Origin of the sequence: uncultured Erythrobacter sp. (assembly GCF_947502395.1) — a bacterium.
Taxonomy (GTDB): Bacteria; Pseudomonadota; Alphaproteobacteria; order Sphingomonadales; family Sphingomonadaceae; genus Erythrobacter.
Genome location: NZ_CANMZM010000001.1, coordinates 1,287,994 through 1,311,497, shown reverse-complemented (window position 1 = coordinate 1,311,497; position 23,504 = coordinate 1,287,994). Strand labels below are relative to the sequence as shown.

The following is a 23,504-nucleotide window of genomic DNA, read 5'->3' as shown; positions in this document are numbered from 1 at the left end:
GGCTGCAAATTGCTAGGGTTGGTCGCGGTATAGCTGGCAAGCGGCTTTGCTCATGCTAGGGGAGGTCAATGGATGCTTTTTTGCTTGCCTTTATCCTGACATTTCTGATCGCGCTTGGCGGGCGTGAGCAGCTCATTATTGCGCAGTTTTCCAGCGCGTTAGAGCGCAATGTGCCGCTGCTGATCATCGGGGTCGTTTGCGCCATCGGAACGGCGGCTACGATGGCTTACGCCGGCTCCACAATGGCTGCGATCTTGCCCCGGAGAGCCGCTGAGATGCTCGTCGCGTTTGCCCTCGTTGCAGGGGCTGTTGAGCTTGCCTGGCCGGTCAAAGTAAAGCCCATGAAAGAGCCCACGCGCTCATATGTGGCGATTGCCGCCGTGCTGGTGTTTCGCCAGATGCAGGACGCGGCGCGCTTTGCAATTTTCGCCCTCGCTGCATGGGCTGTCTTCCCCACCACAGCGCTGATCGGAGGGGCTTTGGCAGGAAGTGCAGCGGTAGTTCTGGGATGGTCGCTGGGCGCGCCGACTTTGCAAAAACTGCCTTTGCGCACGATCCGTCTGGTCTTTGCGCTTTGTATGATTATTGCGGGAATAGTGATCGGCTTGAATGCTCGTTTCACGTTCCTGTGATCGGTTTGTACGATCACTGCCAATTGGTCTTTCTATCGAAAAATACCTTTAAATCGATCGCTTAACTCCCATCTCTTGTTGTGAAGGCAGCCAGCTATACTGTTGGCCCGACAAAGCAAAAGGAGATAAGCTATGCTTGACCCTAACAATAATTCAACAACCCAAATGGTTGCAGAAATCAATGCTCTGTTGGCCGATCATTTCGCTCTTTATGTAAAGACCAAGAACTTTCACTGGCATGTGACCGGCCCGCGTTTCCGCGACCTACACTTGCTATTTGACGAGCAGGCCATTCAGATCCGCGATGAGATCGACAAGATCGGCGAGCGCGCCCGCAAGATTGGCGGCGATACGCTGACATCCATCGGCTCAATCGCAGCGCACACCCAGATCGCAGATCAGGACAATGCAAACCTCTCAGCTGAGGAAATGCTGGCCGAGCTTCGCGATGACAACGCGAAACTGGTCACACGCCTCAAGGCGATGAAAGAAACCGCTGATGCCGCAGGCGATAACGCGACCGATGGTATGATCGACGATTGGACTGACGCCGCCGAAGAGCGTGTGTGGTTCCTAAAGTCAGCGCTCGGCTAAGTAACAAACACATGAAATCCTATTCATAGGTCGCTTGGACCGTTCCCGCTTTGCGGGAGCGGCACTTTTGCTATGCATCTTGCCCATGGGCAAAGTGAACTTGGTGAATGACCAGAGCGCCGGCGATATTGCGCATTGGATTGCGGGGCAGTTGAGCGCTGCGATGGCTGCATCAGACGGCGAGATCGCCATTAGTGTACCGGGCGGCTCGACGCCGTTTCCAATATTCGAAGAGTTGGTGAAGGCACCTCTTGATTGGCCGCGCGTTGCAGTGTGGCCGGGTGATGACCGCATTGTGCCAGAGGATCACGAAGCGTCCAATACAGGAAAGATCAGAGCGATCTTCGAACCGGTTGGTGCTCAAGTGGTGGCGCTCAGCGAAGAGGCCGAGCCTCCCCATTTCACACTGTGCTGGATGGGCATGGGCGGGGATGGGCATATTGCTTCGCTTTTCCCGAACACCGACCCGCAAGTCGATGATGCAAAGGTCATGCGCCGCCTCACGCCAGACCCACTTCCACCCGAAGCGCCCTTTGACCGCATCACTTTGACCATTCCTGCGTTGTTAAACAGCGCCGGCGTTATGTTTGTGATCCGGGGTGATGATAAGTTGGACGTGTTCAAAGCCGCTATGGCAGGCAAGCACGACTTACCCATTGCACGCTTGTTGGGAGCGGCGAACCAGCAGGTCACATGCTTCACCTAATCACCGACTGGGTTGAGCGGGCATTACCTGCGTCGCTCCATCGGGCTCTGCTGCCATTCGCGCACAGGATAAGGCATCGTTGGCGCAAGTGGCGCAAAGCACCGATCTTCGGGGTCGGCGTAATTCTTACAAATGATAGGGGTGAGGTCTTGCTCATCAGGCATTCCTACGGTCCACAAGTTTGGACTTTGCCGGCTGGAGGCAAGAAAGCGGGAGAGGATCCAACCGAATGTGCACGGCGAGAGGTGCGCGAAGAGCTAGGCGTTGAGGTCGGCGAAATGCAATCGCTTGGCGTGATCGAAGAGGAGTTGTCAGGCTCACCGCATACGTCGCACCTATTCACAGGAACAGGCGCGACTGTTCCCAAACCCGATCAGCGCGAAATAGTCGAGGCGCAGTTCTTTCCTGTCTACGACCTGCCCGAACCGCTCGGCTGGAATGTACCTAGGCGGATCGAGATTTGGCAGAATTACAGTAAGGACAGCTGAGCGCTGTCTGCCTCTTGCTCTTCCTCATCGCCATGATCGAGATTGGATAGGGTGAGCCCCATCAGTCTGATCGGCATGGGTAGGGGAAGCGCTTCTTCCAGGAGCTCACGGCTGATCTCGGACCATTCCTTTTTCGTTTCAATCCAGTGGGTCACTGATTTGGAACGGGTCATACTCTTGAAGTCGTTGAATTTTACTTTGAGCGTCACAGTGCGGCCGCGTGCTTTTGTTCGCTCGATGCTCTCCCATACATAATCGATTGTATTATATAGCGTTTCTCGCAGCGCTGAGCCGCTGGAAATATCCTCGCTAAATGTCCGCTCGCCGCCGACCGATTTGCGCACCCGGTGCGCGCGTACGGGACGCAAATCGATCCCACGTGCAGCGCGGTAGAGATAATCGGCAAAGCTCCCAAAATTTGTCTTTAGGAATGCGATGTCCTTGGTCACGAGGTCTGCGCCGGTTTCGATCCCAAGCCGTTTCATCTTCTCTTCGGCCTTGGGACCAACCCCATGGAAGCGTCGGATCGGTAAGCCTGCCACAAAGTCTGCACCTTGACCGGGCCGGATCACACACATGCCATCGGGCTTATTCTGGTCGCTCGCGAGCTTCGCGAGAAACTTGTTGTAGGAAACACCAGCGCTCGCCGTCAGCTTAGTCTTGGCGCGGATTTCCTGCCGGATTAGCTCAGCAATGCGTGTTGCTGAGCCTATGCCAAGCCGGTCCTCAGTCACATCCAAATACGCCTCGTCGAGGCTCAATGGCTCGACATGCGGCGTGTGATGTTCAAAGATCGCACGAATCTGGCGGCTAGCCTCTTTGTAAGCATCGAAGCGATGCTTCACAAAGATAAGATCGGGGCATAACCGCTTGGCCGTGACCGAAGGCATGGCACTACGTACCCCGAATTTGCGCGCCTCATAGCTGGCCGCCGCCACTACGCCGCGTCCGCCCGAACCGCCGACTGCGACGGGTTTGCCGCGTAGCTCCGGGTCATCGCGCTGCTCAACGCTGGCAAAGAAGGCATCCATGTCGACATGGATTATCTTGCGCAGACCCGGTGCCTCGTGAGGCAACTCTTCAGGGTCTTGAGCTTTGTCGGCCATGCAGTCGAAACTAGAACTTTTGCTTGCGCGAAGAAAGTGGGGCGGTGCCCAGATTGACCCAGGGGCTGCCAAACCCACTTTGTGCACATGCGAAAAGAACTGTGGCAAATGAACCGTCAAGCGTGCACAGCCGCTTGATGTCAGCATCAATCCCAATCAAACTAGCGCCTAAAGATCTGGGCGAGCGCGAGTTGATAGTGCTGATGGCGGCGCTGATGAGCCTTCAGGCCTTTGGCATCGATGCGATGCTGCCCGCGCTGGGCGAGATCGGTCAGGACTTGGGCGCAACCGGAAACGACCGCCAACTTGTGATCGGCACCTATTTCCTGGGGGCAGGAATCGGGGCGCTTTTCCCAGGCGCTTTGGCCGACCGATTTGGGCGGCGACCGATCCTGTTTATTTCGCTTGCGGTTTACATCAGTCTTTCTGCTGCATGCATGTTTGTACCCGATTTTCAGAGCCTTCTGGTAATGCGCTTTACGCAAGGCATGTGCACCGCCGGGCTCAGTGTGCTTCCGGCCGCGATCGTGCGCGACAAGGTGGGCGGGGATCGAATGGCAAGGCTGATGAGCCTTATCATGATGACCTTTCTCGTCGTGCCGTTAATCGCGCCTGCGATTGGACAAGTGATCATGATGGTTGCCGGGTGGGAGGCGATTTTCGGCGTAATGGCAGTGATGGGCCTAGGTGTTGGCGCATGGGCATTTTTGCGCATGCCAGAGACTTTGGCGCCTGAAAATGCCCAGCCGATCCGCCTCGGCGTAATCCTGCGCAACATGGGCGAGGCGCTCTCAAACAGACAGGCGATTGGCTATGTTATTGGTTCGGCTTTGGTCTTTGGGTCGCTCTTCGGATTCCTCAATTCCTCGCAGCAGTTGATTGCGGAAAGCTTTGGTATGGGCGACTACTTCGCGGTTATTTTTGGCGGCGCGGTGCTTGGCATGGTGCTCGCCAACTTCCTCAACTCGCGCATCGTAGAGCGCTTCGGCGCGCGCCGGGTGAGCCACTCGGCGCTGTTCGTATTCATTATCTCAGCCAGTCTGCAATTGTGGTCAGCATCCGATGGCGAGCAGACCTTGTGGGAGTTCCTGCCACTGCTCAGCATCAACATGGCCTCACTTGGATTTGTTGGTGCTAACTTCTCGTCGATTGCGATGCAGCCGTTTCAGCATATTGCGGGTGCAGCTAGCTCTATCCACACGGCTTTGCGCATGAGCACTGGCGGCGCATTGGGGGCGGTTATTGGCGCATATTACGACGGCACGGCCTATCCGCTCGCCGTGTCGATGTTGCTATGCTCGCTCGCCAGTCTTTGCTTTGTGCTGATGAGCGAGAGGGGTAGGCTCTTCACCCGTCCTAACGCGGGGAATTGAGTTCAGCCTTCCGCTTGAAGCCTGCGCCAAGCCAGATAAGCAAATTCACACAGCAAAGGCCGCGTGTCACGCGGGTCGATGATATCCTCAACGTTGAAGAGTTCTGCTGAGCGGAAGGGCGAGGTGACCTTGTTGAGGCGCGCCTTGATCTCTTCTAGCTTCGCAGCCGGATCATCTGCGGCTTCGATGTCCGATTTATAGGCGACTTCTAATCCGCCTGCGATGGGAAGACTGCCCCAATCACCGCTCGGCCAGCAATAGCGATATTGGTACAAATCCGCATTGCTCATCGCGCTGCCCGCAATGCCATAGGCGCGGCGCATGACGACGCTCGCCAAAGGCACGGTGGCCCTGTAAATCGCATTCATCGCTTGGACACCATATCGGATCGTCCCTGCCAACTCCGCCTCGCGCCCGATCATAAAGCCGGGGTTGTCGACAAGGTGCACTATAGGCAGGCGGAATTGGTCGGCGAGTTTGATGAAGCGTTCGACCTTTTCGGACGTCTTCGCCTCCCATGATCCGCCCAGATAGCTTGGGTCACTCGCCACCACTGCTACAGGCCAACCATCAAGGCGCGCCAAGGCAGTGATCGCGGCGCGGCCCCAGTTTTTGCCGATCTCAAACACGGTGCCCTTATCGAGGATCAAGTCCATCGCGCGGCGCATGGAATAGACCTGCTTGTCATCGCGCGGGACTAGGGAAAGCAGTGCCTCCTCGCGCCGGTCGACCGGGTCCGTGCATTCGGCGCGCCTCGCATGCTGGCCGACATGTTCAGGCATAAAGGAGAGGAAATAGCGCGCTCTTGCGAAGGCCTCTTCCTCGCTTGCAACCTCATCATCGACCACGCCGTTGCGAGTGTGGATGTCAACCCCGCCAAGCTCTTCTTTCGCCCGTTGATGGTCCGCGGCGCTCTTATAGGCTTCACCAAGACCATCGACCACCGCAGGGCCTGCTGCGAACAATTGGCTGAGCCCGCGCACCATGATCGAATAGTGACTTGCCGCAATGCGTGCAGCACCAAGGCCAGCGGTTGGGCCAAGCGCGAGCGCCACCACGGGAACGGTATCGAGGTTCTTGACCGTATCGCCCCATCCCGGAACCGCAGGGATATAGGTCGCACCGATCTGCTCCAGTGTTTTGACTGAGCCGCCGCCGCCGGTGCCGTCGATCATCTTGATGATGGGGAGCTTTAGCTCATGCGCCATCTGCTCGGCCTGCACCATCTTGCGCTTGATGCCAGCATCCGCTGCGCCTCCGCGAATGGTGAAGTCGTCTGCTGTGGCAACCACAGGCCGGCCGTTTACCGTCGCTTTGCCGAACAGGAAGGGGGCAGGGGTGACGCCTTGCAGATCGCCGTTCTCGTCATAGTGGCCTTTGCCAGCGATCTTGCCAATCTCGCGGAAGGAACCGGGGTCGCAAATCGCGTCCAGCCGCGCGCGGGCATCCATCTTGCCTCGCGAATGTTGGCGAGCAACCTTGTCCGCCCCGCCCATTTCTTCGGCCAGCGCCTCGCGTGCGCGCAGTTCTTCGAGTTCTTTTTCCCAGGTCACGGGTGTTCCCCCTCTCCTTTAGGGGAGGGGGTTAGGGGGAGGGGGCGGTGCGCGCAATGCCTGATGTGGGCCCCTCCCTGCTGCGACTAGGCAGCCCTTCGTCAAGCTCAGGACTGCCAAGTCTCGCTGCCCCTCCCCTAAAGGTGAGGGGGTGGGAGTTATTCGGAAGCTGGCGTCACCGCGCTGGGCTCAACAATACAGAGCACCGCTTCCACCTGAACTTGGCCGCCTTCGCTCGCTTCGAGCCCGGTGACAGTCCCATCAAACGGCGCGGTGAGCGCGTGCTCCATCTTCATCGCCTCAAGCACCATCAGGCGCTGTCCAGCGGTGACTTGGTCGCCCTCAGCAACGTCCACAGCGATGACCTTACCCGGCATGGGAGCGAGGATTGCTCCGTCGGCGGCGGAGGAGCCAGCAGCATCGTGGCGAGCAATGGTGGCGACGAATGTTGTGCCAAGGTCGTTGACCAGTGCACCCTCATCCACCGCAGTGACATGCCGACCTGCGAGGGGCGAATTCCAGTCATGTGAGTGCTCGAATTTAGAGCTACCGACACTGATATGTACGGCGGGTTTCGCCTTGGGTGCGTTTAGTCGAAGACCCTGTAGGGCTTCGTCAAATTCGTGGCTTTCAAGAAAGTGATCTGTCAGAGATTGAAGCGCCTCTGCAGAGGGCTCGCCTGTTGGTACAAGTGACTCGCTCTCGGCCTCTAGGAAGGCGGTGGTCATACTGCCTTCGCGGAAGATGGAATGTTCGAGCGAACGCCAAAGGAATTCGGCGTTCGTACGTACTGGCCAGCAAATTACATCGGCGCAGTCGAGTGCGAGCGAGCGAATGGCGCTCTCACGATCCTCGCGATGGACGACGAGCTTCGCAATCATGGGGTCGTAGAAGGGTGACACTTCGCCGCCCTGCTCAACCCCCGTTTCGATCCGATCTCCAACGAGATCGAGGTACGTCAGTGGGCCTGTACTCGGCAAAAACCCTTTCGCTGGGTCCTCCGCATAGAGCCGCGCTTCAATCGCCCAGCCGTTGATGGAGAGCTCTTCCTGTTTCACCGGGATCGGCTCGCCGCTCGCAACCCTCAGCTGCCACTCCACCAAGTCCACGCCGGTGATCTCTTCGGTGACGGGGTGTTCGACCTGGAGCCTTGTGTTCATCTCCATGAAGAAGATGCGGTCGGCGCGCAGGCCTTCGCTGGCGTCGGCGATGAATTCGATTGTGCCTGCGCCCTCATAGTCCACCGCTTTGGCGGCGCGCACGGCAGCTCCGCAGATTTCCTCGCGGGTGGCCTCATCCATGCCCGGCGCAGGGGCCTCTTCGATCACCTTTTGGTGGCGGCGCTGGAGTGAGCAATCGCGCTCGAACAGGTGGACGACATTGCCGTGGCTGTCCCCGAAGACTTGCACCTCGATATGGCGCGGGGAGGTGATCCACTTCTCCAGCAGCACCTCATCATTGCCAAAGGAGGCTTTGGCCTCGCGCTGGCAGCTTTCGAGGGAGGCCGCGAAATCGGCAGGATCATCAACTTTGCGCATCCCCTTACCGCCGCCGCCTGCCACAGCCTTGATTAGCACGGGGTAGCCGATCTTCTCGGCCTCGGCGGTAAGGCGCTCCAGCGATTGATCTTCGCCCAGATAGCCCGGTGTCACCGGCACTCCTGCGGCAATCATGCGTTCTTTCGCGGCGTCTTTGAGGCCCATCGCCTCAATGCTCTCCGGCTTTGGTCCCACCCAGATAAGGCCAGCGTCAATCACCGCGCGCGCGAAGTCTGCGTTTTCGGACAAGAAGCCATAGCCGGGATGGATCGCCTCTGCGCCGGTCTCTTTGGCGGCAGCGATGATCTTTGCGCCGACCAGATAGCTTTCCGCCGCTGGCGAGGGCCCAATATGCACCGCCTCATCGGCAGTGCGCGTGTGCAGCGCCTTTGCATCCGCATCGGAATAGACCGCGACCGTCGCGATCCCCATCTCACGCGCTGTGCGCATAATCCGGCAGGCAATCTCGCCGCGATTGGCGATGAGGAGTTTGGTGATCATAGCGCAGGGGCCTCTTCGCAAGGCTCAGTAATGTGGCTGTAGGTGATGGTGGCGATTTTCCATGCGCCGTCTTGCTGAACGAGCGTGAATATATCGACGCCACAATGGCTGCGTGTCCCGTCGACAAAGAGCGAGAAATCGGCCCAAACCATGGCGACTGGCCCGTCGACCATGACGTTCTTGATAGCGATGGGCTCTTTCAAATCAGCGGGCGAACTGGCGATATTCGCGGCAAGCTGCGCCAAAGGAAGGCTGCGCACGGTGTCACCGTCTTCGCGCGGGCGTACCAAGACAACTTGTGCGCTCTCTATGATCACCGACGTCATGCCAGCCTCATCGGCCCGATCAAATGCGTCGGTAAAACTACGAACAGCGGCAATGGCGTCTTGCGCGGGCTCGGCAAGGGCCTGTGCGAGCACCGGCGTAGCGGCCAGTACTGCGGCTAAGAATGTCAGAAGTCCTCTCATGGTGAAAAGGATTAGCGCAACTTTATTACAATGGGAACAGGTCCCTTTTGTCGTCATCCCGGACTTGATCCGGGATCCAGCTTCTTCAGCCACAACGCCCAAAAGAAGCTGGACCCCGGCCTTCGCCGGGGTGACGGTTATGTTGAGGTAGGCCGAAAATCCTTGATGCCCCATGTGATCTCACCATCGGGATGCTTTTCGCGGTTGATCGCGGCGGACAGGAAAGCGCGCACGCCGTAAGCCGCTTTCTCCCAGCGGGGTACGAAGGTGCGGCTGTTCCATGCCTCGGTCCCGCGTGTGCGCACCTTGCGGCCAATCGCGCCGTAAATGCGGGCGGCGGCAAGCACGGCCCAGCGGCTGCGAAAAGGTAGGCGTTCTGCGCCCACTCGCGCGGCGGCTTCGTGCTTTTCGACCAGAGCAACAAGGCGCGCGGCCATTTCGGCAAGCTCTTCGCGGTGGTGGGGTTTGGTGTGTTGGCCGGGCTCAATATCCTGCTCAACCAGCCAATTGATGGGGAGGTAACAGCGGCCAGCGGCGTCATCCTCAACGATATCGCGGGCGATGTTGGAGAGCTGGAAGGCGAGGCCCAGATCGTTTGCGCGGTCGAGTGTGTCTTGGTCCTTGGGGTCTACGCCCATGACGACCGCCATCATCACGCCGACCGCGCCCGCTACGTGGTAGCAATAGCGCATCATATCGGCCTCGGACCGCGGCCTCCAATCATCGGCATCGAGCGCGAAACCTGCGATGACATCTTCCGCCATCTGGGGGGTGAGACCGCATTCTTCAGCGACCACACCTAATGCATCGAAGGCCGGGTCCCCGGTGGGCTTTCCTTCAAAAGCGAGGGCAGTGAGGCGGCGGATATGGGCGAGGCGCTCCTCAAGATTGGATTGATCGCCCAATTCGCCTCCGAGCACTTGATTGTCCGCAATATCATCGCACTGACGGCACCAGGCGTAGAGTAGCCAAGCACGCTCTCGGGTTTCGCTGTCGAATAGTTGCGAGGCGGCAGAGAAGCTTTGCGAGCCATGTTTGATCGTGGCCCTTGCATGGGCGACCAGCTCAGCGCGCCTTTCGGGATTTGCCACTATGTCACCCGCGAGTCCCCGCGAAGGCGGGGACCTCCTGCCAAGATGAGAGAGGTCCCCGCCTTCGCGGGGACTCGCGTTTGGAACGCATCACAAATCATCAGCCTTCATCCGAAAGATCGGAGTGTGGGGCTCATACTTCGCCATTTTGTCGATGAGATCGCTGATGGTTGTCGCATGGACGAGGATGCCGGAATGAACCTCTCGGACAAAGCCAACATCGGCCATTTTCTGATTGAAAGCGATAAGCTCATCGTAAAAGCCAAAGACGTTGAGGAGCCCCACGGGGTCAGAGTGATAGCCCAATTGCGCCCAGCTCATCGCCTCCCACAATTCGTCCATGGTGCCGACCCCGCCGGGCAACGTCACAAAGCCATCGGAGAGGTCGGTGAAACGCTGCTTACGTTCGTGCATGCCGGAAACGGTGTAGAGCTCAGTGCAATCGTGATTGGCAACCTCGCTCTTGGCGAGGGCTTCAGGGATCACCCCAATCACTTCGCCGCCTGCATCAAGAGCGCCCTTCGCAACCGCGCCCATAAGGCCAAGCCGCCCGCCGCCATAAACTGTGCCAATGCCGCGTGTCGCAAGCGTTTTGCCGACGTCATAGGCAAGTTGGATATAGCGCGGATCCTCAGGCGAGGCGGAGCCGCAATAGACTGCTAGGCGTTTCATATCAGTCGACAATCTTCAATTCGAATTGAGACCCATCTGGTAGGTCCTTGATTTGCTCTGTAGCCGAGCCTGTAAAGTGGATTAGCTCTTCCAGCGATACAATCCAGAGATTCTCAGGAGAATAATTTCCTTCAAGTAGGCACATGGGCTTCAGATTGATCACTGAACCCTCAGGCGGCTCACCCAATCGCTCAAGACCTTTCTTCAGCAGCTCGCCGCCCCACCAAAGTTCATTGGCTTCTTCGCCATCGAGATGCGCCTGTGCCTCTTCTTTCGTTCCAAGCGGGAGGACTGCCATACCGTCTGGATCAATGTAGAAAAACTGCTCGTCCGGGTCACTGACTAGCAAGTGTCCCATTGGACTTTGTGCCCGAATCCTAGACGCAGTGATCCCGGTCCAACCCCAGGCTTCATTCACTGCGTCAACTAGGCTCACACTCAGGCCTTTACCGCCAAGTCTTCAAGCATCAGCCCCGCCGTTGCTTTCGCGCTGCCGACAACGCCGGGGATGCCAGCGCCGGGGTGCGTGCCTGCGCCGACGAGGTAGAAATTGTCGATCACATCGTCGCGGTTGTGGCCGCGCATGTAAGCGCTTTGCCACAGCACGGGCTCGAGGCTGAAGGCGCTGCCCATGTGGGCGTTGAGGTCGGCTTGGAAGTCCTTGGGTGCGTAGGAGAATTTGGTGACGATCCGGTCGTGGATGTCAGGGATCAAGCGGCGGCCTACTTCGTCGAGGATCGCTTTTTCAAACTTCGGACCTTCGACGTCCCAATCGATCGGCATCTTGCCCATGTGAGCGACGGGGACGAGCGCGTAGAACGTGCTCATGCCCTTGGGTGCCATCGACGGATCGGTCACGGTTGGGTGGTGGAGGTAGATTGAGAAGTCCTGCGGCAGAACGCCGTGTTTGTAGATGTCATCGACAAGGCCATGATAGCGCGGGCCAAACAGGATTTGGTGGTGCGCAATGCCGGGCCATGTGCCTTCGAGACCAAAGTGGACTACGAAAAGCGAAGGCGAGTAGCTCTTGCGGGAGAGCGACTTTGCGTACTTTTTGCCCCGGTCCGACTGTCCAAGCAGGTCTTTGTAGGAGTGCATGATATCGGCGTTTGAACACACGGCATCAAAGCGTTGTTTCCAGCCCGACTTGGTTTCAACCTCGGTCGCTTTTGTGCCAGCGGTGTGCACCTGAACCACCGGATCGCCAACGCGCATTGTTCCGCCGAGACGCTCAAAATGGCGCACCATTCCGGCGATTAAGCGGTTGGTCCCGCCGCGTGCCCACCAAACGCCGCCGTCTTTCTCAAGCTTGTGAATGAGAGCGTAGATCGCAGATGTTTTCATCGGCGAACCACCGACCAGCAGCGTGTGGAAGCTGAACGCTTCGCGCAGGCGCTCATCCTTGATGTAGGAAGAGACCATGTCGTAAACGCTGCGCCATGCGCGCTCTTTGACGAGAGCAGGCGCGGCTTTGAGCATGGACTTGAAGTCGAGGAAGGGCACGGTGCCGAGCTTCACATAGCCTTCGTCATGGACGCGGGCTGAGTATTCCAAAAAACGCTGGTAACCGATCACATCGTCGGGGTTCAGCTTAGCGATCTCGGCGTTCAATTCCTCATCATCGTTGGAATAGTCGAAGTTGGTGCCGTCGGGCCAGTTGAGGCGGTAGAAAGGATGGACCTTCATCAGCTCTACGTCTTCGGCAATGTCGTGACCGGTTAGCTCCCAAAGCTCTTTGAGGCATGGAGGGTCGGTGATGACCGTGGGGCCTGCATCAAAGGTAAAGCCGTCTTTTTCCCAGTAATACGCACGGCCACCTGGCTTGTCGCGCGCTTCAATGACTGTGGTCGAAATACCATGTGATTGTAGACGCAGCGCCAGTGCCATGCCGCCAAAACCGGACCCGATCACACAAGCAGTTTTGCCAGCATACTTTTCGGCGATGACCGGATTGATCCCGCGCTCACCGCTTACCGGTGGTGCGAAATTGAGGGTGGGATCGGCGTTCATGCCCCCGTTTCCTTCTGCATGACAATCTCCGTTTGCAGTTCGTTTTCCAGCTCTGCTTGTGCCGTATTCGACGCTTTCGACTTCAGAGCTGGACCCGATTTGAAAATGGCCACTATGGCCTTGTGGATAGGTACGGGGGGCTCCCCCCACAGGACGCGGACCTTGTCGAACATGGATGAACGCGCGGCGTAGAACCGCTCGATCAGCCCCTCGCGAAGCTTGTAAAAGCGCTGGAACACTTTGACTCGTTTTTCCGGCTCGGCCGCGAAAAACAGGAAACGTGCGAGTAGCCTGTAATATCCCGTCTTTGCCCAATGTTGTCTCGCGCGCGTATCGAAGAAGGCGGCAAGCTGCTCGCCTGACAGATCCGGCTGCTCTGCAATGGCAAGAGCGTTCTCAACCGCCACGCACATAGTGTAACTGGTAAGCGGGTGGGTAAAGCCACCGCGTGCACCGGCGATGGCAACACCGGGAATGCGTATTTCTTCCTGATAGCGGGCAAAGTTACCGCCGGTCAGAACCGGCAAGACCCCTGCCTCATGTCCCACAGGCGTGCCATCTGACCAACCATGAGCATGCGCATATTGGTCGATCCGGCCTGACAACGCGTTCCTGTCAAGCAGCGGGTCATCGGCATAATAGGTGTCTTCGATAAAGACATCATGCGCGCCCAGAGGGAGCACATAGACGAAACGATAGGAGCCGCCATTGCCGTGCGGGGCTAACTGATCGACGGTTGCATCCATAATCACCGGATGGTCGATCTCGTGAGGCTTCTCGAGCCGCACATGCCGTCCGAGGAAAACCTGCCATCCGCCCTTTAAATGGGGGCTCGGCTTGAAGCTGCGGCAATCGATGACGCTGCGTGCGCTGATGCGTTCAGCCGGGTCATATTGCGAAGGGGCAAGGTCCACCCCGCGCGCATCGAGGCTCTCGGCCTTGCGGTTCAAAATGACCGAACCGTGTGGCAATGCACGCATGATCCCTTCATGGAAATCAGGCGACGCCATCGACCGATAGGCGGTCTTCAGCTCGCGGCGATATTTGGGGAAGCGGACCTCATAGCCATCTTCCCAATCGATCTGCCGAAAATCGCTGAGGAGCGCTCTGCCTTGATTCGACAAATCGCTGTCAAACCAGCTCCAACGATGATTTCCGCCGATGCTGCGACCGGCCTCGATCAGGCGAATACGAAATTCGGGTCGCGCACGTTGGAGTGCAAGCGCAATCAAGCCGCCTGCAAGACCTCCGCCAACTATGACGCAATCAACCTGTGAGTCGCTCATCTGAGTAAAGGCCCTAGGACACAGGCGATGTAGGAGCAACTTTACAGTCGCTCAACCGGACTGCCCTTGCGTCTTTAGCGCAATTGATTCAGAACTTTGTCCATGGCCATTCTAAAACCCAACCGCACGACCGTGCTTGTCTCCATTATGATCGCCCTTGTGACGGTCGCGATCTTGATTGCCATGGGCCGCCCGCCAATTTGCGAATGCGGCTATGTGAAGCTGTGGCATGGCGACATCAACTCGATGGGCAATAGCCAACATATCGCCGATTGGTACACGCCCAGTCACATCATCCACGGGCCGATATTCTACGCCTTTGGCTGGCTGTTGTTCGCCAAGTGGAAGATTGGCGGAGAGAATGCGGTCAAATGGGGGCTCCCGCTCGCGGTCTTTCTGGAAGCAGCGTGGGAAGTGCTTGAGAACACACAGATGGTGATTGATCGCTTTCGTTCAGTCACCGCCAATTGGGGGTATTCGGGCGATAGTGTGCTCAACTCTTTTGCCGATATCGGCTGGATGGCCTTTGGGTTCTATCTCGCTATGCGCTTGCCGATCAAAGTGACTATCGTGCTGTCCGTGGTGCTGGAACTGCTTGCTGCATGGGTGGTTCGCGATGGGTTAACGTTGACTGTGATTATGCTTCTTTTCCCGGTTGATGCTATCGCGGAGTGGCAGGCGGCTGGCTCGGCTGGAGCTTAGACAACCACGCTTAGTTGCCTCCGGGGAACCCCATGAGATCCAAGCGGTTTTGTGGCAAGGAACGGAGTGCACCATGATGACTGCCAAATTGTTTTTGAGAGCTTCAGTCTTTGCCAGCGCAGGGCTCGCAGCCGTGCCAGCAGCTTCACAAGAGGCCGCCCAAGAGGTTGATGCCACTGCGAATAAGTCACCGCCCTTAGTCAACGGTGGAGAGAGGTTTCCGCAAGCGAGGCCCGATGGACCGCCTGCGGGACCGCCACCAGGTATTCCCTTCGAAAATCCCGTCTTCGATGACACATGGGCCACAGTCGGGATTGGTGCAGGATTGGTCCCCAGCTATTCGGGATCAGACAATTACCGCGTGTTCCCTCTACCATTGGTCGTCGGCCGCGTGGCAGGGATTGGGATTAGCCCAAATGGTCCCGGCTTCGCACTCAATTTCCTGTCGGAGGCCCCTGTTGCCGGCCCTCTATCAGCGGATCAAAAGCCCAGCTTCTCCTTCGGTCCTGCGTTCCGCATTCGTAGTGATCGGGTAAATCAGATCCAGGACGAGGTGGTCGAATTGGCAGAGCCGCTCGACACCGCGCTCGAAGTGGGAGCGAGTGCCGGAGTGAGCTTCCCAAGCGTGCTGCGCCCGCGCGACCGGGTGAGTTTCAATACGCAAGTGAGCTGGGACGTTTTGGGCGCGCATAACGGCATGCTGATTTCGCCGAGCGTGGGTTATTTCACGCCGCTTGGCCGCGCCGCCAGCCTGCAATTGAGCGCCAGCGCGAGCTTCGTCGATGATGATTATGCCGATTATTATTACTCGGTGACACCAACCCAAAGCGCGGACACTGGCCTTGTTGAATTCACCGCGGATGGTGGGCTGGACTCGGTCGGACTCACTGCGATCTGGACGCTTGATCTGGATGGCAATGCCTTGAACGGCGGTTTCAGCCTTTATGCGATCACAGGTTACTCGCGGCTCGTGGGTGATGCGGCAGACACGCCGTTCACTTCGGTGCAGGGCAGCGCCAATCAGGCCATCGCCGGGATTGGTGCGGCTTACACCTTCTAGGACCGGCCCCTTGCAAGACGGCGCCCAGCGCTGCATCAGATAACTCAAACGATAATGAGAGGGCCCTGATCCATGAAACTCCCAAAGCTTGTCCGCTACACCGTTGCTGCTTTCGCTGCATGGGGGCTTGCCAGTGTCGCTCAGGCACAAGAGCAAAATGAGACCGTTATCTTCGCAGGTTCGGTGATTAGCGACGCCGATAGTGAGCCTAGCGGTCCTGCGGTCATATTGGTCACAGACGGCAAGATCACCGGCATTTATCCCGTCGATAGCAGTGATGCGCGCGTGCTGAGCACCGATTCTGGCGTGGTGGGTAGGACGGTCATCGACCTCTCGGATAAAACCGTTCTTCCCGGCCTGATCGATCTTCACACTCACCTCTCAGGTGATCCGTCGGGCGAGTTCTGGCGCCAAGCCACTACGCCGCCTGAGTACTCTACGCTGATCGCCGCCAAGAATGCGCGCATCACCGCGCTCGCAGGCTTCACTACCATCCGCGATTTAGGGAGTCGCACGGATCAAGTTACCCAGTCGTTGCGTCAGGCAACCGAGCAAGGTCTTGTGCCCGGCCCACGTGTTGTGACGGCTGCGCGCACCATATCAATCGTTGGTGGACACGGCGATGTTAGCGGCTTCACAAGGCAAGTGAACGATGTGCTGACCAGCGGTTTCACTTGCACTGGCCCAATCCAATGTGCGGAGAAAGTGCGGCAAGCCTCGCAATATGGCGCGGACCTGATCAAGATCACTGCAACCGGCGGTGTCCTTTCACAGCAAGGCCGCGGCCTTGAAGCGCATTTCACCAATCCTGAAATGGTCGCGATTGTCGAAACTGCTACCAGCCTTGGCCTCAATGTTGCGGCTCACGCCCACGGGGCGCGCGGGATCGAGGCGGCGGCACGTGCCGGAGTGCAGACTATCGAGCACGGCACTTACATTGACGAAGACGCAGCCGAGGCGATGAAAGCCAGCGGGACGTATCTTGTGCCAACCTTGATGGCCTTTGAAGGCATCAAGAAAGGTCTTGGCAAAGGCGTTTACACACCGATTGTTGAAGAGAAGATCCGCGTGGTCGCATCCTATGCCGACAACCTTGTCCCGCGCGCGCTTGAGCTGGGTGTGCCGATTGCGTTTGGCACCGACGCGGGCGTTTTTCCTCATGGTGAGAATGCGGGTGAATTTGCTCTGCTTGTCAAAGGCGGTCTCAGCAATCGCGAGGCGCTTGCCAGTGCCACCACGGTAGCAGCGGACGTACTTGGCCTTGGTAACGAGATCGGCCAGCTCAAGCCGGGCTATTCGGCCGACATTATCGCGGTGGACGGCGACCCACTGCAGGACGTGACCGTTCTGGAAGATGTCGATTTTGTGATGGTTCGCGGGCGGGTGATTGAGTGAGTGCACATCATATCATGACCGGGAAGGGGATCATCACCCTTGCGCTTTGCGGAATGCTGGCTGCGTGCGGCGCGGCGCATTCGGGAAATGGCGAGGAACAAGCTGATCCCGCTTCGGCCCAAGCCGGGAGCCAAGCAACCTCGATCTTGAACGCCGGGGTTATGACTGCCCATGAAACGGCAGATGATGAGCGCGCAAAGTTCCTGTTTGATCCGCTCTATGATGACCATTTTGGTTCTCTGGCGCAGCTTAAACCTGACCTGATTGATCAGATCATTTCAGGCGCTGCGCCCTATGACGGCGTAGATGCAGTGTTTGTCAGCCACGCGCATGGCGATCATTTCTCCGTCTCGCAGCTAACGGCGATGCTGGCAGCCCAGGAACAGCTCACTCTCGTCATCCCCGAGCAAGGACTTGAGCAAATGCGCGAAGGTCCAGATTGGAGGGCAGAGTTTGAAACCCGTGTGCGCGGTATTTCGCTTGAGAATGGTGAAGCGAGCGAGCCCTTTGTGGTGGCTGGCGCGAGCGTCGATGCGTTCCGCAGTCCCCATTCTGGTTGGCCAGATCGTCATGCCAGTGTTCACAACATTACCTACAGGGTGAGCATCATCGACAACGTTGGAACAGCGAGCCGAGTGATGCATCTTGGCGATGCGGATCCGGATCCGGTTCATTATGAGGCGCTCCAGACCTTGCTTCAGGCCCAGCGCACGGGGCTTGCGATTGTGCCCTTCTGGTTCACAGGCCGCGAGGATGTTTCGCAGATCATCGACCGAACACTGAATGCCGAAGCAATGGTCGCCGTCCATGTGCCAGTGAGAGTGCCCGAACGCCTTAAGGAAGGCGAATGGACCTATTTCAGCAAAGTGGGCGAAGTTTTGGAGATACCGACAACCGAGTGAGAGGGAACGCAGAAGCGCCTCTTACCCATCTAGGTGTCCGATCAGTCCTGGAGCAGCCCTTCATCGTTGAGGCGGCGAGCCATGTTTGCGGCAATTGAGGTGCGCACAGCCGCCGCGTTCGACAACGGATTCTCGTCCGAATAGATCGCTGTCAGCATCGAACGATCTAACCGTGACATCTCATCAGGTGCATCAAGCTCTGGATCTTCTGTATAGAAGAGATTGAGGATCGAGTCAGAGGGAACCTCTTTCGCTTCGCCCGGCACAAATTCAATCATGATCTGCAGGGTCAGAAAATCGCCCAATTGTGTGGTCGACATGCCGTTGATCTTCTGACGGTCGACTACGGTGAAACTGTGCGAAATCGGCGGCGGAGGAGCTTGGTCAATCCGTGATGTGAGGGCACCAGCGGAAGAGGCAATGATCTGTTGATTCACAAGTTGTTCGCCAACACCGGCACCGCTACGCCCGGTTTCCACCTGGTCTGGAATGAAGACCCAGCTGTAAACCGGGCGCACATCACGCAAAAGACGCCGTCTCTCAGGCTTATACATAGCGCGGAAAGCAATCGGGCGGTTGTCGACAAGCCAGTTTACAAAGCCGTGAGGGTCGTCGTGGAACACAATCGAAGCGTTGACCGTGCAGCCTTCATCACCAATCGGGATATTGGCCTGTTCAAGATTCTGGCGGATGCGGGTAGCGATCTCGTCAGATACGCTTGCGAGAACGTTATCGATACCAAAGCACACAGGCTCCACGCGCCGAGCGATCTTGTCGCCGGTTTCCTTAAGGGTGCGCCACAGGAATTGGCGGACTTCCTTCTCGGTATAGCCTTCCACAATGATTTCGTTGGTGGTCTCAAACTCTGGAGCGGGTGAAGTGGTGTCTTGTGCGTTTGCAGGGACAGCGACAAGTGCCGTTGATGCGGCTATTAGTGAGCCAATCACAGCCTTGGTTGGTTCGTATGTGGCGATCATTCGCTGGCTCCTTAAAGGGACGGGGTCGTTCGTGATTGGTGGTGCGTGTAAGATTACGCGCCTGAACCAGCAATGGACGCTCGATTATTGGCAAAAGCGGATGGACCAGCGGCTTCGCTTTTAGACGAACGCATGAGTTACATCGAGAAACTTCAAAGGACTGAGCTCAGTTCTTCGATGTGTATTCAACCGCTTCGGCAAGTCCTTCAAACCCTCGCGCAAAGCCTGTTTTGAAGTCTTGTACAATCGTGCCCACGCCGCGTTGATCTTCGACCAAACCCAAACCTTGGCCGACCCAATAGCTTGAAAGAGCTTGCGCCTGTGCGTTGCCGCTAACCGCCGCTTGGTCGAGGGCGCGCATCACGGGTTCTGACAAGAGGCTCATCAGCGGCATCGGAAGGGCACGAAGACCCGCTTCATCCCATTTCTCGTGCCATTTGCTCTTGAGCTGGCGCGAGTATTTGCCGGTGCGGTGTTTAGAGCGAATGGTGTCGCGCGAGCCTGCTGCGACCATTTTCTCACGGAATACGGGCGTCGTTTCGGCTTCGGGTGAAGCAAGCCAGACGCTGCCGCACCATGCGCCCGCCGCTCCCATCGCCATCATGCCTGCCATCTGTTCGCCGGTCATAATGCCTCCTGCGGCGAGCACGGGAAGATCCACGCCCGCCTCCTTGATCGCGTGGACCACCTCGGGAATCAGAACTACCGTTGAGACATCGCCGCAATGCCCGCCACCTTCGCCGCCTTGGGCAACAATAATGTCCACGCCTGCCTCGACCTGTTTGAGCGCATGTTCTTTTGCACCCACGAGGGCAGCCACAGGTATCCCGTGCTTCTTGCCAGCGGCGATCATCTCCGGCGGAGCAGTGCCAAGCGCATTGGCGATCAGGCGCACTGGGTGGTTGAAGCTAACCTCGAGAAGCTCCTGTCCCAGCGATGTGTTGGGTGCTTGGCTCCCCCCACGAGGTTTTCCCGCCTCTTCAGAAACTCCGGCATCGCGCAAGATTTTGGCGGTGAGGTCGCGATATTCGGATGGAATCTGCGCAACGATGGCATCTGCGCTGACCGATTGATCGACCGCCTGTACCTCTGGGATCAGCACATCAACGCCGTAAGGCTTGCCCTCGACATGATCGTCGATCCACTTCAGCTCATGCTCGAGCTCTTCGGGTGTATAGCTAACAGCCCCAAGCACACCAAAGCCGCCTGCCCGGCTGGCGGCTACCACCACATCTCGGCAATGGCTAAATGCAAAAAGCGGAAATTCACATCCCACCATATCGGTCATTTTGAATGGCATTGTGAGGTCTTTCCTATCCCAAAAGCTTATTCCATCCGGTCCCAATCCAGCACTCGACGCGCGCGCGGTTTGTTTCAGTTAGAGCTGCATAGCGATTGCGTAGATCGGCGAGGCATTTCGCCTGATATTTGAACACGGGTTGGGAAAAACTATGGCCCAAGGCAGAAAAACTGAGGGTGTCTGCTCCCTCTTTAATTGCTGCGGCGTTAGCGGCGAGGAAGGGCGCGTAAACTTCTTCGGCAACACCCAGTATCGCGAGTGCGGCATCGCTCGGGGTTTCGTCCCAATCCTTGCCTTCCACACCTGACCAATCCTCCGCGTGGGCAAGCCATCGAGCTGTGTAGGGGAATTCCTCGCGAATCATCGCAAGCGGCGTTGGGTCAACTGCGAGTTGCGAGAATTGACCAAGGATCCCGAATTCGGCGAGGCTTGGTCGGTTTCCGAACAAGAAAAACCTTTTGGTGACTTGTTCCTCAAGCGCGGCGAGCACCGCTTTGGTGGAAGCCTCAATCAGTGCAAAGTTTGCATGAGTGCAACCCACCAAAGGCATCCGCCCAACTTGCCGGTCGCGAAACTTGCTTGCTTCTGCCTGTATAGCCTCTGCACCGCCCGATTTCATTCGGTCAAAAGCAAGCCAATTGCTCATCACATTTTGGTCTATTTGCTCAAGCCAGCGATAGCCAAACATGGCTTTGGTCAGCCATTCATCGGCGAAATCTTCTATCAAGTGTGCGACGAATGCCATCGCTGGATCGGGCGGCACGATTGAGCGATCCTTGTGTGTGTCCTCCAGCATGTAAAGGAGCGGCGTACTGTCATTCGCGAACTTACCTGCGGGTGTCTGTAGGACCGGGATAACAGGGGCGCGAACGTTGGCGAGGGCGGCGAGTGTCTCTTCCCCATCCTTCCATACAAATGGCAAGCGGCGATAGCGCAGGATTGCCCGCATTTTGATCGAATACGGCGAAGCGATCGCGCCATAGAGTGTATACATTGTCGCTGCTCCTATCCGCGTTTGTCGATCCGCACGGGCATAGTGGAAAAGGCGCGTAGGAACGGGCTCTTGACGCGCTCCACCCGACCATCTTGCACCACCCGCCAATTGCGCTCGACAATCTGATTGATCACCGTGCCGATTTGTATCTCAGCCAGACGCGCACCAACGCAGCGGTGGACACCGTGTCCAAACGCCAGGTGCCGCCGCGCATTAATGCGGGTAACATCAAATCTGTCCGCATCTTCGAAGATACTCTCGTCACGGTTGGCAGAGATGTACCACATGACCACTTTTTCACCTTTGGCGATGTGCTGACCATCGAGCTCGGTATCGCGCATGGCGGTGCGGCGCATATGAAGGACGGGCGACTGCCACCGGATGATCTCCTGCGCGGCATTGGGGATGAGCGCCGCGTCCGCTTGCAATTTGTCTAGCTCTTGCGGAAACTCATTCAATGCCGCGATTAAACCGCTCATCGAATTGCGGGTCGTGTCATTGCCACCCACAATCAACAGGGCAATGTTCGCCAGCCGCTCAAACGGGTTCATATTGCCCATGGCATCTGAGTGTACCATCCGGTTGATCAGGTCATCGGCGGGGTCAGCCTCGCGACGTGCATCGAACAATTGGTCAAAACGCGCGAGCATAGACTGCATATGTTGCATCCATTCGGCGCGCCATTCGTCGGTCAAATGGTCAGACGAAACGCCGCCTGCATAGTCGGACCAGAGTTTCATCTGAGGTCGTTCATCAAGAGGGATGTCAAACAAAATGCAAAGCATGCCCATGGTCAGAGGGATCGACACCCTGTCCACCCAATCGAAGGTTTCCGCATGGGGCAATCCATCGAAGAGTTCGGTGCACAAGCCCACCACCTGCTCTTCCCGTGTGTGCATCTGACTAGGTGAGAATGCGGGGGTGATAACCTTACGCTGTTCTGTATGCGTAGGAGGGTCAGCGGCGATAAAATTCGGCAAATTGCTCTCAGGCGGAGGGTCCGCAATCACAATATTGCCGTTCTTGTAGGAGCTTGAATACGTCTCCCAGTCGAGCTCAACCGCCCTCACCAAATCGTGTGTCACCACCGACCAATAGGGACCAAAGGGGCTTTCTGGACAATAGCTGACAGGCATTTCTGCACGCAGCTTTGCGAATTTATCGCGCCAGCTGTCTTCGACATAAAGTGTCTCATCGCTCACATCGAATGGTGCAATCGCTCGCGCTGCGGTTGCCATGGTTCTTGTCCTCTTTTCTCACCTCAACAGGGGTTTGCACTGGCAGCCGGTATCTGTCATCCCCGTTGTGAAAATTTGTCTTATGCAGTTCAAACGTGACCAAGTCTGTGTGGTGAACGAAATGCGGAGTTAACAGGTTACAAATCGGGGACTTTCAAAAATGGATATTACTTACGATCGCACTGTTAAGCTGACGGCGTGGCTGCTGCTGCTCGCAGCCCTCTCACAGCCCGTTTACACCGCGCTTTATATCCTTGCGCCTGAGGTTGATCGTGGCCCGCTATGGTCGTTTGAGGCTCTGCTCTTCACGCTAATGGCGGCGCTCGCTGGCTCGGCTTTGGTGCAAGCCAAGAGCCTTACGCTGGGCTGGTCGGCAATTGCGATGTCAGCTGTGCTCAACGTCATTCAGGTTGGTATTGGCCTCGTACAATTTGGCCCATTTCGCGAAGTCGCTGAGGCGAACGCGGCGCTAGAGCCCGCTGCAAGCGCAGTCGTAGCGCTTTCTTTCTTCGGATATAATGCGGCGAAGGTTTTGCTCGGTCTGGCCGCGATGGTTTTCGGCTATGCGAAGGTCCAACAGGGTTCCAAAGCGCTCGGCGGTCTGACATTTGTGGTCGGTGCATTATCGCTCTTTAGCAATGCGATCGTTATGGGCTTTGGCCTCGGCATGTCAGTCACCGGCGGGGGCTTGATGCCTTCAGGTGCTAGCGGAGTGGCCGCGACGCTGCTGTTGGCGGTGTGTTTATTCACACTACCCAAAGAAGATTGATCGAACTGGACAGCGGGGCCGTTGGGGCCTACTCCCAACGCATCCCCGGGGAGCCAGCTTGTGGCTGAGAGGGGCGGGATAAGCGCCGCCTGACCCGTTGAACCTGAACCTGTTAACACAGGCGGAGGGAGTGGGCTCGCTTGGACGCAC

General features: G+C 57.4%; 23 protein-coding genes and 1 riboswitch. Of the genes, 10 read left to right on the top strand and 13 right to left on the bottom strand.

What is annotated here, in order from left to right; genetic code table 11:
- The first annotated feature begins 68 nt into the window (after positions 1-68).
- From Q0778_RS06080 to Q0778_RS06065, 4 genes are all read left to right on the top strand, one after another.
- Positions 69-632 carry a hypothetical protein gene (locus tag Q0778_RS06080; protein ID WP_298334775.1) on the top strand — a complete coding sequence of 188 codons (564 nt, stop codon included), beginning with the start codon at positions 69-71 and terminating at the stop codon, positions 630-632.
- Positions 633-797: 165 nt separating this feature from the next.
- Positions 798-1,226, top strand: coding sequence for a DNA starvation/stationary phase protection protein (locus Q0778_RS06075; RefSeq protein WP_298334773.1), 429 nt, complete (start codon positions 798-800; stop codon positions 1,224-1,226).
- An 85-nt stretch (positions 1,227-1,311) separates the two neighbouring features.
- Entirely contained in the window at positions 1,312-1,932 is a 621-nt protein-coding gene (locus Q0778_RS06070) for a 6-phosphogluconolactonase (protein ID WP_298334771.1), read from the top strand.
- A complete protein-coding gene (locus Q0778_RS06065; RefSeq protein WP_298334770.1) occupies positions 1,920-2,420 on the top strand; it encodes an NUDIX domain-containing protein in 501 nt (166 codons plus the stop codon). The genes Q0778_RS06070 and Q0778_RS06065 overlap by 13 nt, the downstream gene beginning before the upstream one ends.
- On the opposite strand, the gene dinB is transcribed toward Q0778_RS06065, so the two are convergent.
- Positions 2,402-3,526 carry a DNA polymerase IV gene (gene dinB, locus Q0778_RS06060; RefSeq protein WP_298334768.1) on the bottom strand — a complete coding sequence of 375 codons (1,125 nt, stop codon included), beginning with the start codon at positions 3,524-3,526 and terminating at the stop codon, positions 2,402-2,404. The two genes, Q0778_RS06065 and dinB, sit on opposite strands and share 19 nt — an antisense overlap.
- A 137-nt stretch (positions 3,527-3,663) precedes the next feature.
- On the opposite strand from dinB, the gene Q0778_RS06055 reads away from it, so the two are divergent.
- A complete protein-coding gene (locus Q0778_RS06055; RefSeq protein ID WP_298334766.1) occupies positions 3,664-4,899 on the top strand; it encodes a multidrug effflux MFS transporter in 1,236 nt (411 codons plus the stop codon).
- A gap of 2 nt (positions 4,900-4,901) precedes the next feature.
- Here Q0778_RS06055 and Q0778_RS06050 read toward each other — a convergent pair whose 3' ends face one another.
- The 8 genes from Q0778_RS06050 to crtY all read right to left on the bottom strand — a co-directional run bounded on the left by Q0778_RS06050 (position 4,902) and on the right by crtY (position 14,017).
- Entirely contained in the window at positions 4,902-6,452 is a 1,551-nt protein-coding gene (locus Q0778_RS06050) for a carboxyl transferase domain-containing protein (RefSeq protein WP_298334764.1), read from the bottom strand.
- Between the two features lie 158 nt (positions 6,453-6,610).
- On the bottom strand, positions 6,611-8,491 hold the full coding sequence (locus tag Q0778_RS06045) for an acetyl/propionyl/methylcrotonyl-CoA carboxylase subunit alpha (protein WP_298334762.1): 1,881 nt from the start codon (positions 8,489-8,491) through the stop codon (positions 6,611-6,613).
- Positions 8,488-8,958 carry a nuclear transport factor 2 family protein gene (locus tag Q0778_RS06040; RefSeq protein WP_298334760.1) on the bottom strand — a complete coding sequence of 157 codons (471 nt, stop codon included), beginning with the start codon at positions 8,956-8,958 and terminating at the stop codon, positions 8,488-8,490. The genes Q0778_RS06045 and Q0778_RS06040 overlap by 4 nt, the downstream gene beginning before the upstream one ends.
- 137 nt (positions 8,959-9,095) lie before the next feature.
- Positions 9,096-10,049 carry a phytoene/squalene synthase family protein gene (locus tag Q0778_RS06035; RefSeq protein WP_298334758.1) on the bottom strand — a complete coding sequence of 318 codons (954 nt, stop codon included), beginning with the start codon at positions 10,047-10,049 and terminating at the stop codon, positions 9,096-9,098.
- 90 nt (positions 10,050-10,139) lie between these two features.
- A complete protein-coding gene (locus Q0778_RS06030) occupies positions 10,140-10,721 on the bottom strand; it encodes a TIGR00730 family Rossman fold protein (RefSeq protein WP_298308901.1) in 582 nt (193 codons plus the stop codon).
- Between the two features lies 1 nt (position 10,722).
- Positions 10,723-11,079 carry a hypothetical protein gene (locus Q0778_RS06025; RefSeq protein WP_298334756.1) on the bottom strand — a complete coding sequence of 119 codons (357 nt, stop codon included), beginning with the start codon at positions 11,077-11,079 and terminating at the stop codon, positions 10,723-10,725.
- 80 nt (positions 11,080-11,159) lie between these two features.
- Entirely contained in the window at positions 11,160-12,731 is a 1,572-nt protein-coding gene (locus Q0778_RS06020; RefSeq protein ID WP_298308907.1) for a phytoene desaturase, read from the bottom strand.
- Entirely contained in the window at positions 12,728-14,017 is a 1,290-nt protein-coding gene (gene crtY / locus Q0778_RS06015) for a lycopene beta-cyclase CrtY (protein ID WP_298334754.1), read from the bottom strand. Before crtY ends, Q0778_RS06020 begins: the two co-directional genes overlap by 4 nt.
- Before the next feature lie 102 nt (positions 14,018-14,119).
- Between crtY and Q0778_RS06010 the strand changes: the two genes are divergently transcribed.
- The 4 genes from Q0778_RS06010 (at position 14,120) to Q0778_RS05995 (ending at position 18,076) form a co-directional block, all read left to right on the top strand.
- The gene (locus Q0778_RS06010; protein ID WP_298334752.1) at positions 14,120-14,719 is read left to right on the top strand and encodes a DUF2585 family protein; all 600 of its coding nucleotides are present in this window, start codon (positions 14,120-14,122) and stop codon (positions 14,717-14,719) included.
- Positions 14,720-14,792: 73 nt separating this feature from the next.
- Positions 14,793-15,779, top strand: a complete 987-nt coding sequence (locus tag Q0778_RS06005; protein WP_298334751.1) for a MipA/OmpV family protein — start codon at positions 14,793-14,795, stop codon at positions 15,777-15,779.
- A gap of 72 nt (positions 15,780-15,851) precedes the next feature.
- On the top strand, positions 15,852-17,174 hold the full coding sequence (locus Q0778_RS06000; protein ID WP_298334750.1) for an amidohydrolase family protein: 1,323 nt from the start codon (positions 15,852-15,854) through the stop codon (positions 17,172-17,174).
- 14 nt (positions 17,175-17,188) lie between these two features.
- Complete coding sequence (locus tag Q0778_RS05995; protein WP_298334749.1) at positions 17,189-18,076, top strand: MBL fold metallo-hydrolase; 888 nt, start codon at positions 17,189-17,191, stop codon at positions 18,074-18,076.
- A 41-nt stretch (positions 18,077-18,117) separates the two neighbouring features.
- On the opposite strand, the gene Q0778_RS05990 is transcribed toward Q0778_RS05995, so the two are convergent.
- From Q0778_RS05990 to Q0778_RS05975, 4 genes are all read right to left on the bottom strand, one after another.
- The gene (locus Q0778_RS05990; protein WP_298334748.1) at positions 18,118-19,053 is read right to left on the bottom strand and encodes a hypothetical protein; all 936 of its coding nucleotides are present in this window, start codon (positions 19,051-19,053) and stop codon (positions 18,118-18,120) included.
- A 166-nt stretch (positions 19,054-19,219) separates the two neighbouring features.
- Positions 19,220-20,353 (bottom strand): nitronate monooxygenase, encoded by a 1,134-nt coding sequence (locus tag Q0778_RS05985; RefSeq protein ID WP_298334746.1) that lies wholly within the window; start codon positions 20,351-20,353, stop codon positions 19,220-19,222.
- Positions 20,354-20,366: 13 nt separating this feature from the next.
- Positions 20,367-21,347 carry a glutathione S-transferase family protein gene (locus Q0778_RS05980; RefSeq protein ID WP_298334744.1) on the bottom strand — a complete coding sequence of 327 codons (981 nt, stop codon included), beginning with the start codon at positions 21,345-21,347 and terminating at the stop codon, positions 20,367-20,369.
- Between the two features lie 11 nt (positions 21,348-21,358).
- On the bottom strand, positions 21,359-22,585 hold the full coding sequence (locus Q0778_RS05975) for a cytochrome P450 (RefSeq protein ID WP_298308935.1): 1,227 nt from the start codon (positions 22,583-22,585) through the stop codon (positions 21,359-21,361).
- Between the two features lie 160 nt (positions 22,586-22,745).
- Between Q0778_RS05975 and Q0778_RS05970 the strand changes: the two genes are divergently transcribed.
- Complete coding sequence (locus Q0778_RS05970; RefSeq protein WP_298334742.1) at positions 22,746-23,354, top strand: thiamine biosynthesis protein ThiC; 609 nt, start codon at positions 22,746-22,748, stop codon at positions 23,352-23,354.
- A 36-nt stretch (positions 23,355-23,390) separates the two neighbouring features.
- Positions 23,391-23,501: riboswitch (TPP riboswitch) on the top strand.
- The last annotated feature ends 3 nt before the right edge of the window (positions 23,502-23,504 follow it).

What these genes read in the sequence shown, in the direction of transcription:
- Q0778_RS06080 (WP_298334775.1), top strand. Translation starts at nt 69, where the DNA reads ATGGATGCTTTTTTGCTTGCCTTTATCCTGACATTTCTGATCGCGCTT.
- Q0778_RS06075 (WP_298334773.1), top strand. Translation starts at nt 798, where the DNA reads ATGGTTGCAGAAATCAATGCTCTGTTGGCCGATCATTTCGCTCTTTAT.
- Q0778_RS06070 (WP_298334771.1), top strand. Translation starts at nt 1,312, where the DNA reads ATGGGCAAAGTGAACTTGGTGAATGACCAGAGCGCCGGCGATATTGCG.
- Q0778_RS06065 (WP_298334770.1), top strand. Translation starts at nt 1,920, where the DNA reads ATGCTTCACCTAATCACCGACTGGGTTGAGCGGGCATTACCTGCGTCG.
- dinB (WP_298334768.1), bottom strand. Translation starts at nt 3,526, where the DNA reads ATGGCCGACAAAGCTCAAGACCCTGAAGAGTTGCCTCACGAGGCACCG.
- Q0778_RS06055 (WP_298334766.1), top strand. Translation starts at nt 3,664, where the DNA reads ATGTCAGCATCAATCCCAATCAAACTAGCGCCTAAAGATCTGGGCGAG.
- Q0778_RS06045 (WP_298334762.1), bottom strand. Translation starts at nt 8,491, where the DNA reads ATGATCACCAAACTCCTCATCGCCAATCGCGGCGAGATTGCCTGCCGG.
- Q0778_RS06040 (WP_298334760.1), bottom strand. Translation starts at nt 8,958, where the DNA reads ATGAGAGGACTTCTGACATTCTTAGCCGCAGTACTGGCCGCTACGCCG.
- Q0778_RS06030 (WP_298308901.1), bottom strand. Translation starts at nt 10,721, where the DNA reads ATGAAACGCCTAGCAGTCTATTGCGGCTCCGCCTCGCCTGAGGATCCG.
- Q0778_RS06025 (WP_298334756.1), bottom strand. Translation starts at nt 11,079, where the DNA reads ATGGGACACTTGCTAGTCAGTGACCCGGACGAGCAGTTTTTCTACATT.
- Q0778_RS06020 (WP_298308907.1), bottom strand. Translation starts at nt 12,731, where the DNA reads ATGAACGCCGATCCCACCCTCAATTTCGCACCACCGGTAAGCGGTGAG.
- crtY (WP_298334754.1), bottom strand. Translation starts at nt 14,017, where the DNA reads ATGAGCGACTCACAGGTTGATTGCGTCATAGTTGGCGGAGGTCTTGCA.
- Q0778_RS06010 (WP_298334752.1), top strand. Translation starts at nt 14,120, where the DNA reads ATGGCCATTCTAAAACCCAACCGCACGACCGTGCTTGTCTCCATTATG.
- Q0778_RS06005 (WP_298334751.1), top strand. Translation starts at nt 14,793, where the DNA reads ATGATGACTGCCAAATTGTTTTTGAGAGCTTCAGTCTTTGCCAGCGCA.
- Q0778_RS06000 (WP_298334750.1), top strand. Translation starts at nt 15,852, where the DNA reads ATGAAACTCCCAAAGCTTGTCCGCTACACCGTTGCTGCTTTCGCTGCA.
- Q0778_RS05995 (WP_298334749.1), top strand. Translation starts at nt 17,189, where the DNA reads ATGACCGGGAAGGGGATCATCACCCTTGCGCTTTGCGGAATGCTGGCT.
- Q0778_RS05990 (WP_298334748.1), bottom strand. Translation starts at nt 19,053, where the DNA reads ATGATCGCCACATACGAACCAACCAAGGCTGTGATTGGCTCACTAATA.
- Q0778_RS05985 (WP_298334746.1), bottom strand. Translation starts at nt 20,353, where the DNA reads ATGCCATTCAAAATGACCGATATGGTGGGATGTGAATTTCCGCTTTTT.
- Q0778_RS05980 (WP_298334744.1), bottom strand. Translation starts at nt 21,347, where the DNA reads ATGTATACACTCTATGGCGCGATCGCTTCGCCGTATTCGATCAAAATG.
- Q0778_RS05975 (WP_298308935.1), bottom strand. Translation starts at nt 22,585, where the DNA reads ATGGCAACCGCAGCGCGAGCGATTGCACCATTCGATGTGAGCGATGAG.
- Q0778_RS05970 (WP_298334742.1), top strand. Translation starts at nt 22,746, where the DNA reads ATGGATATTACTTACGATCGCACTGTTAAGCTGACGGCGTGGCTGCTG.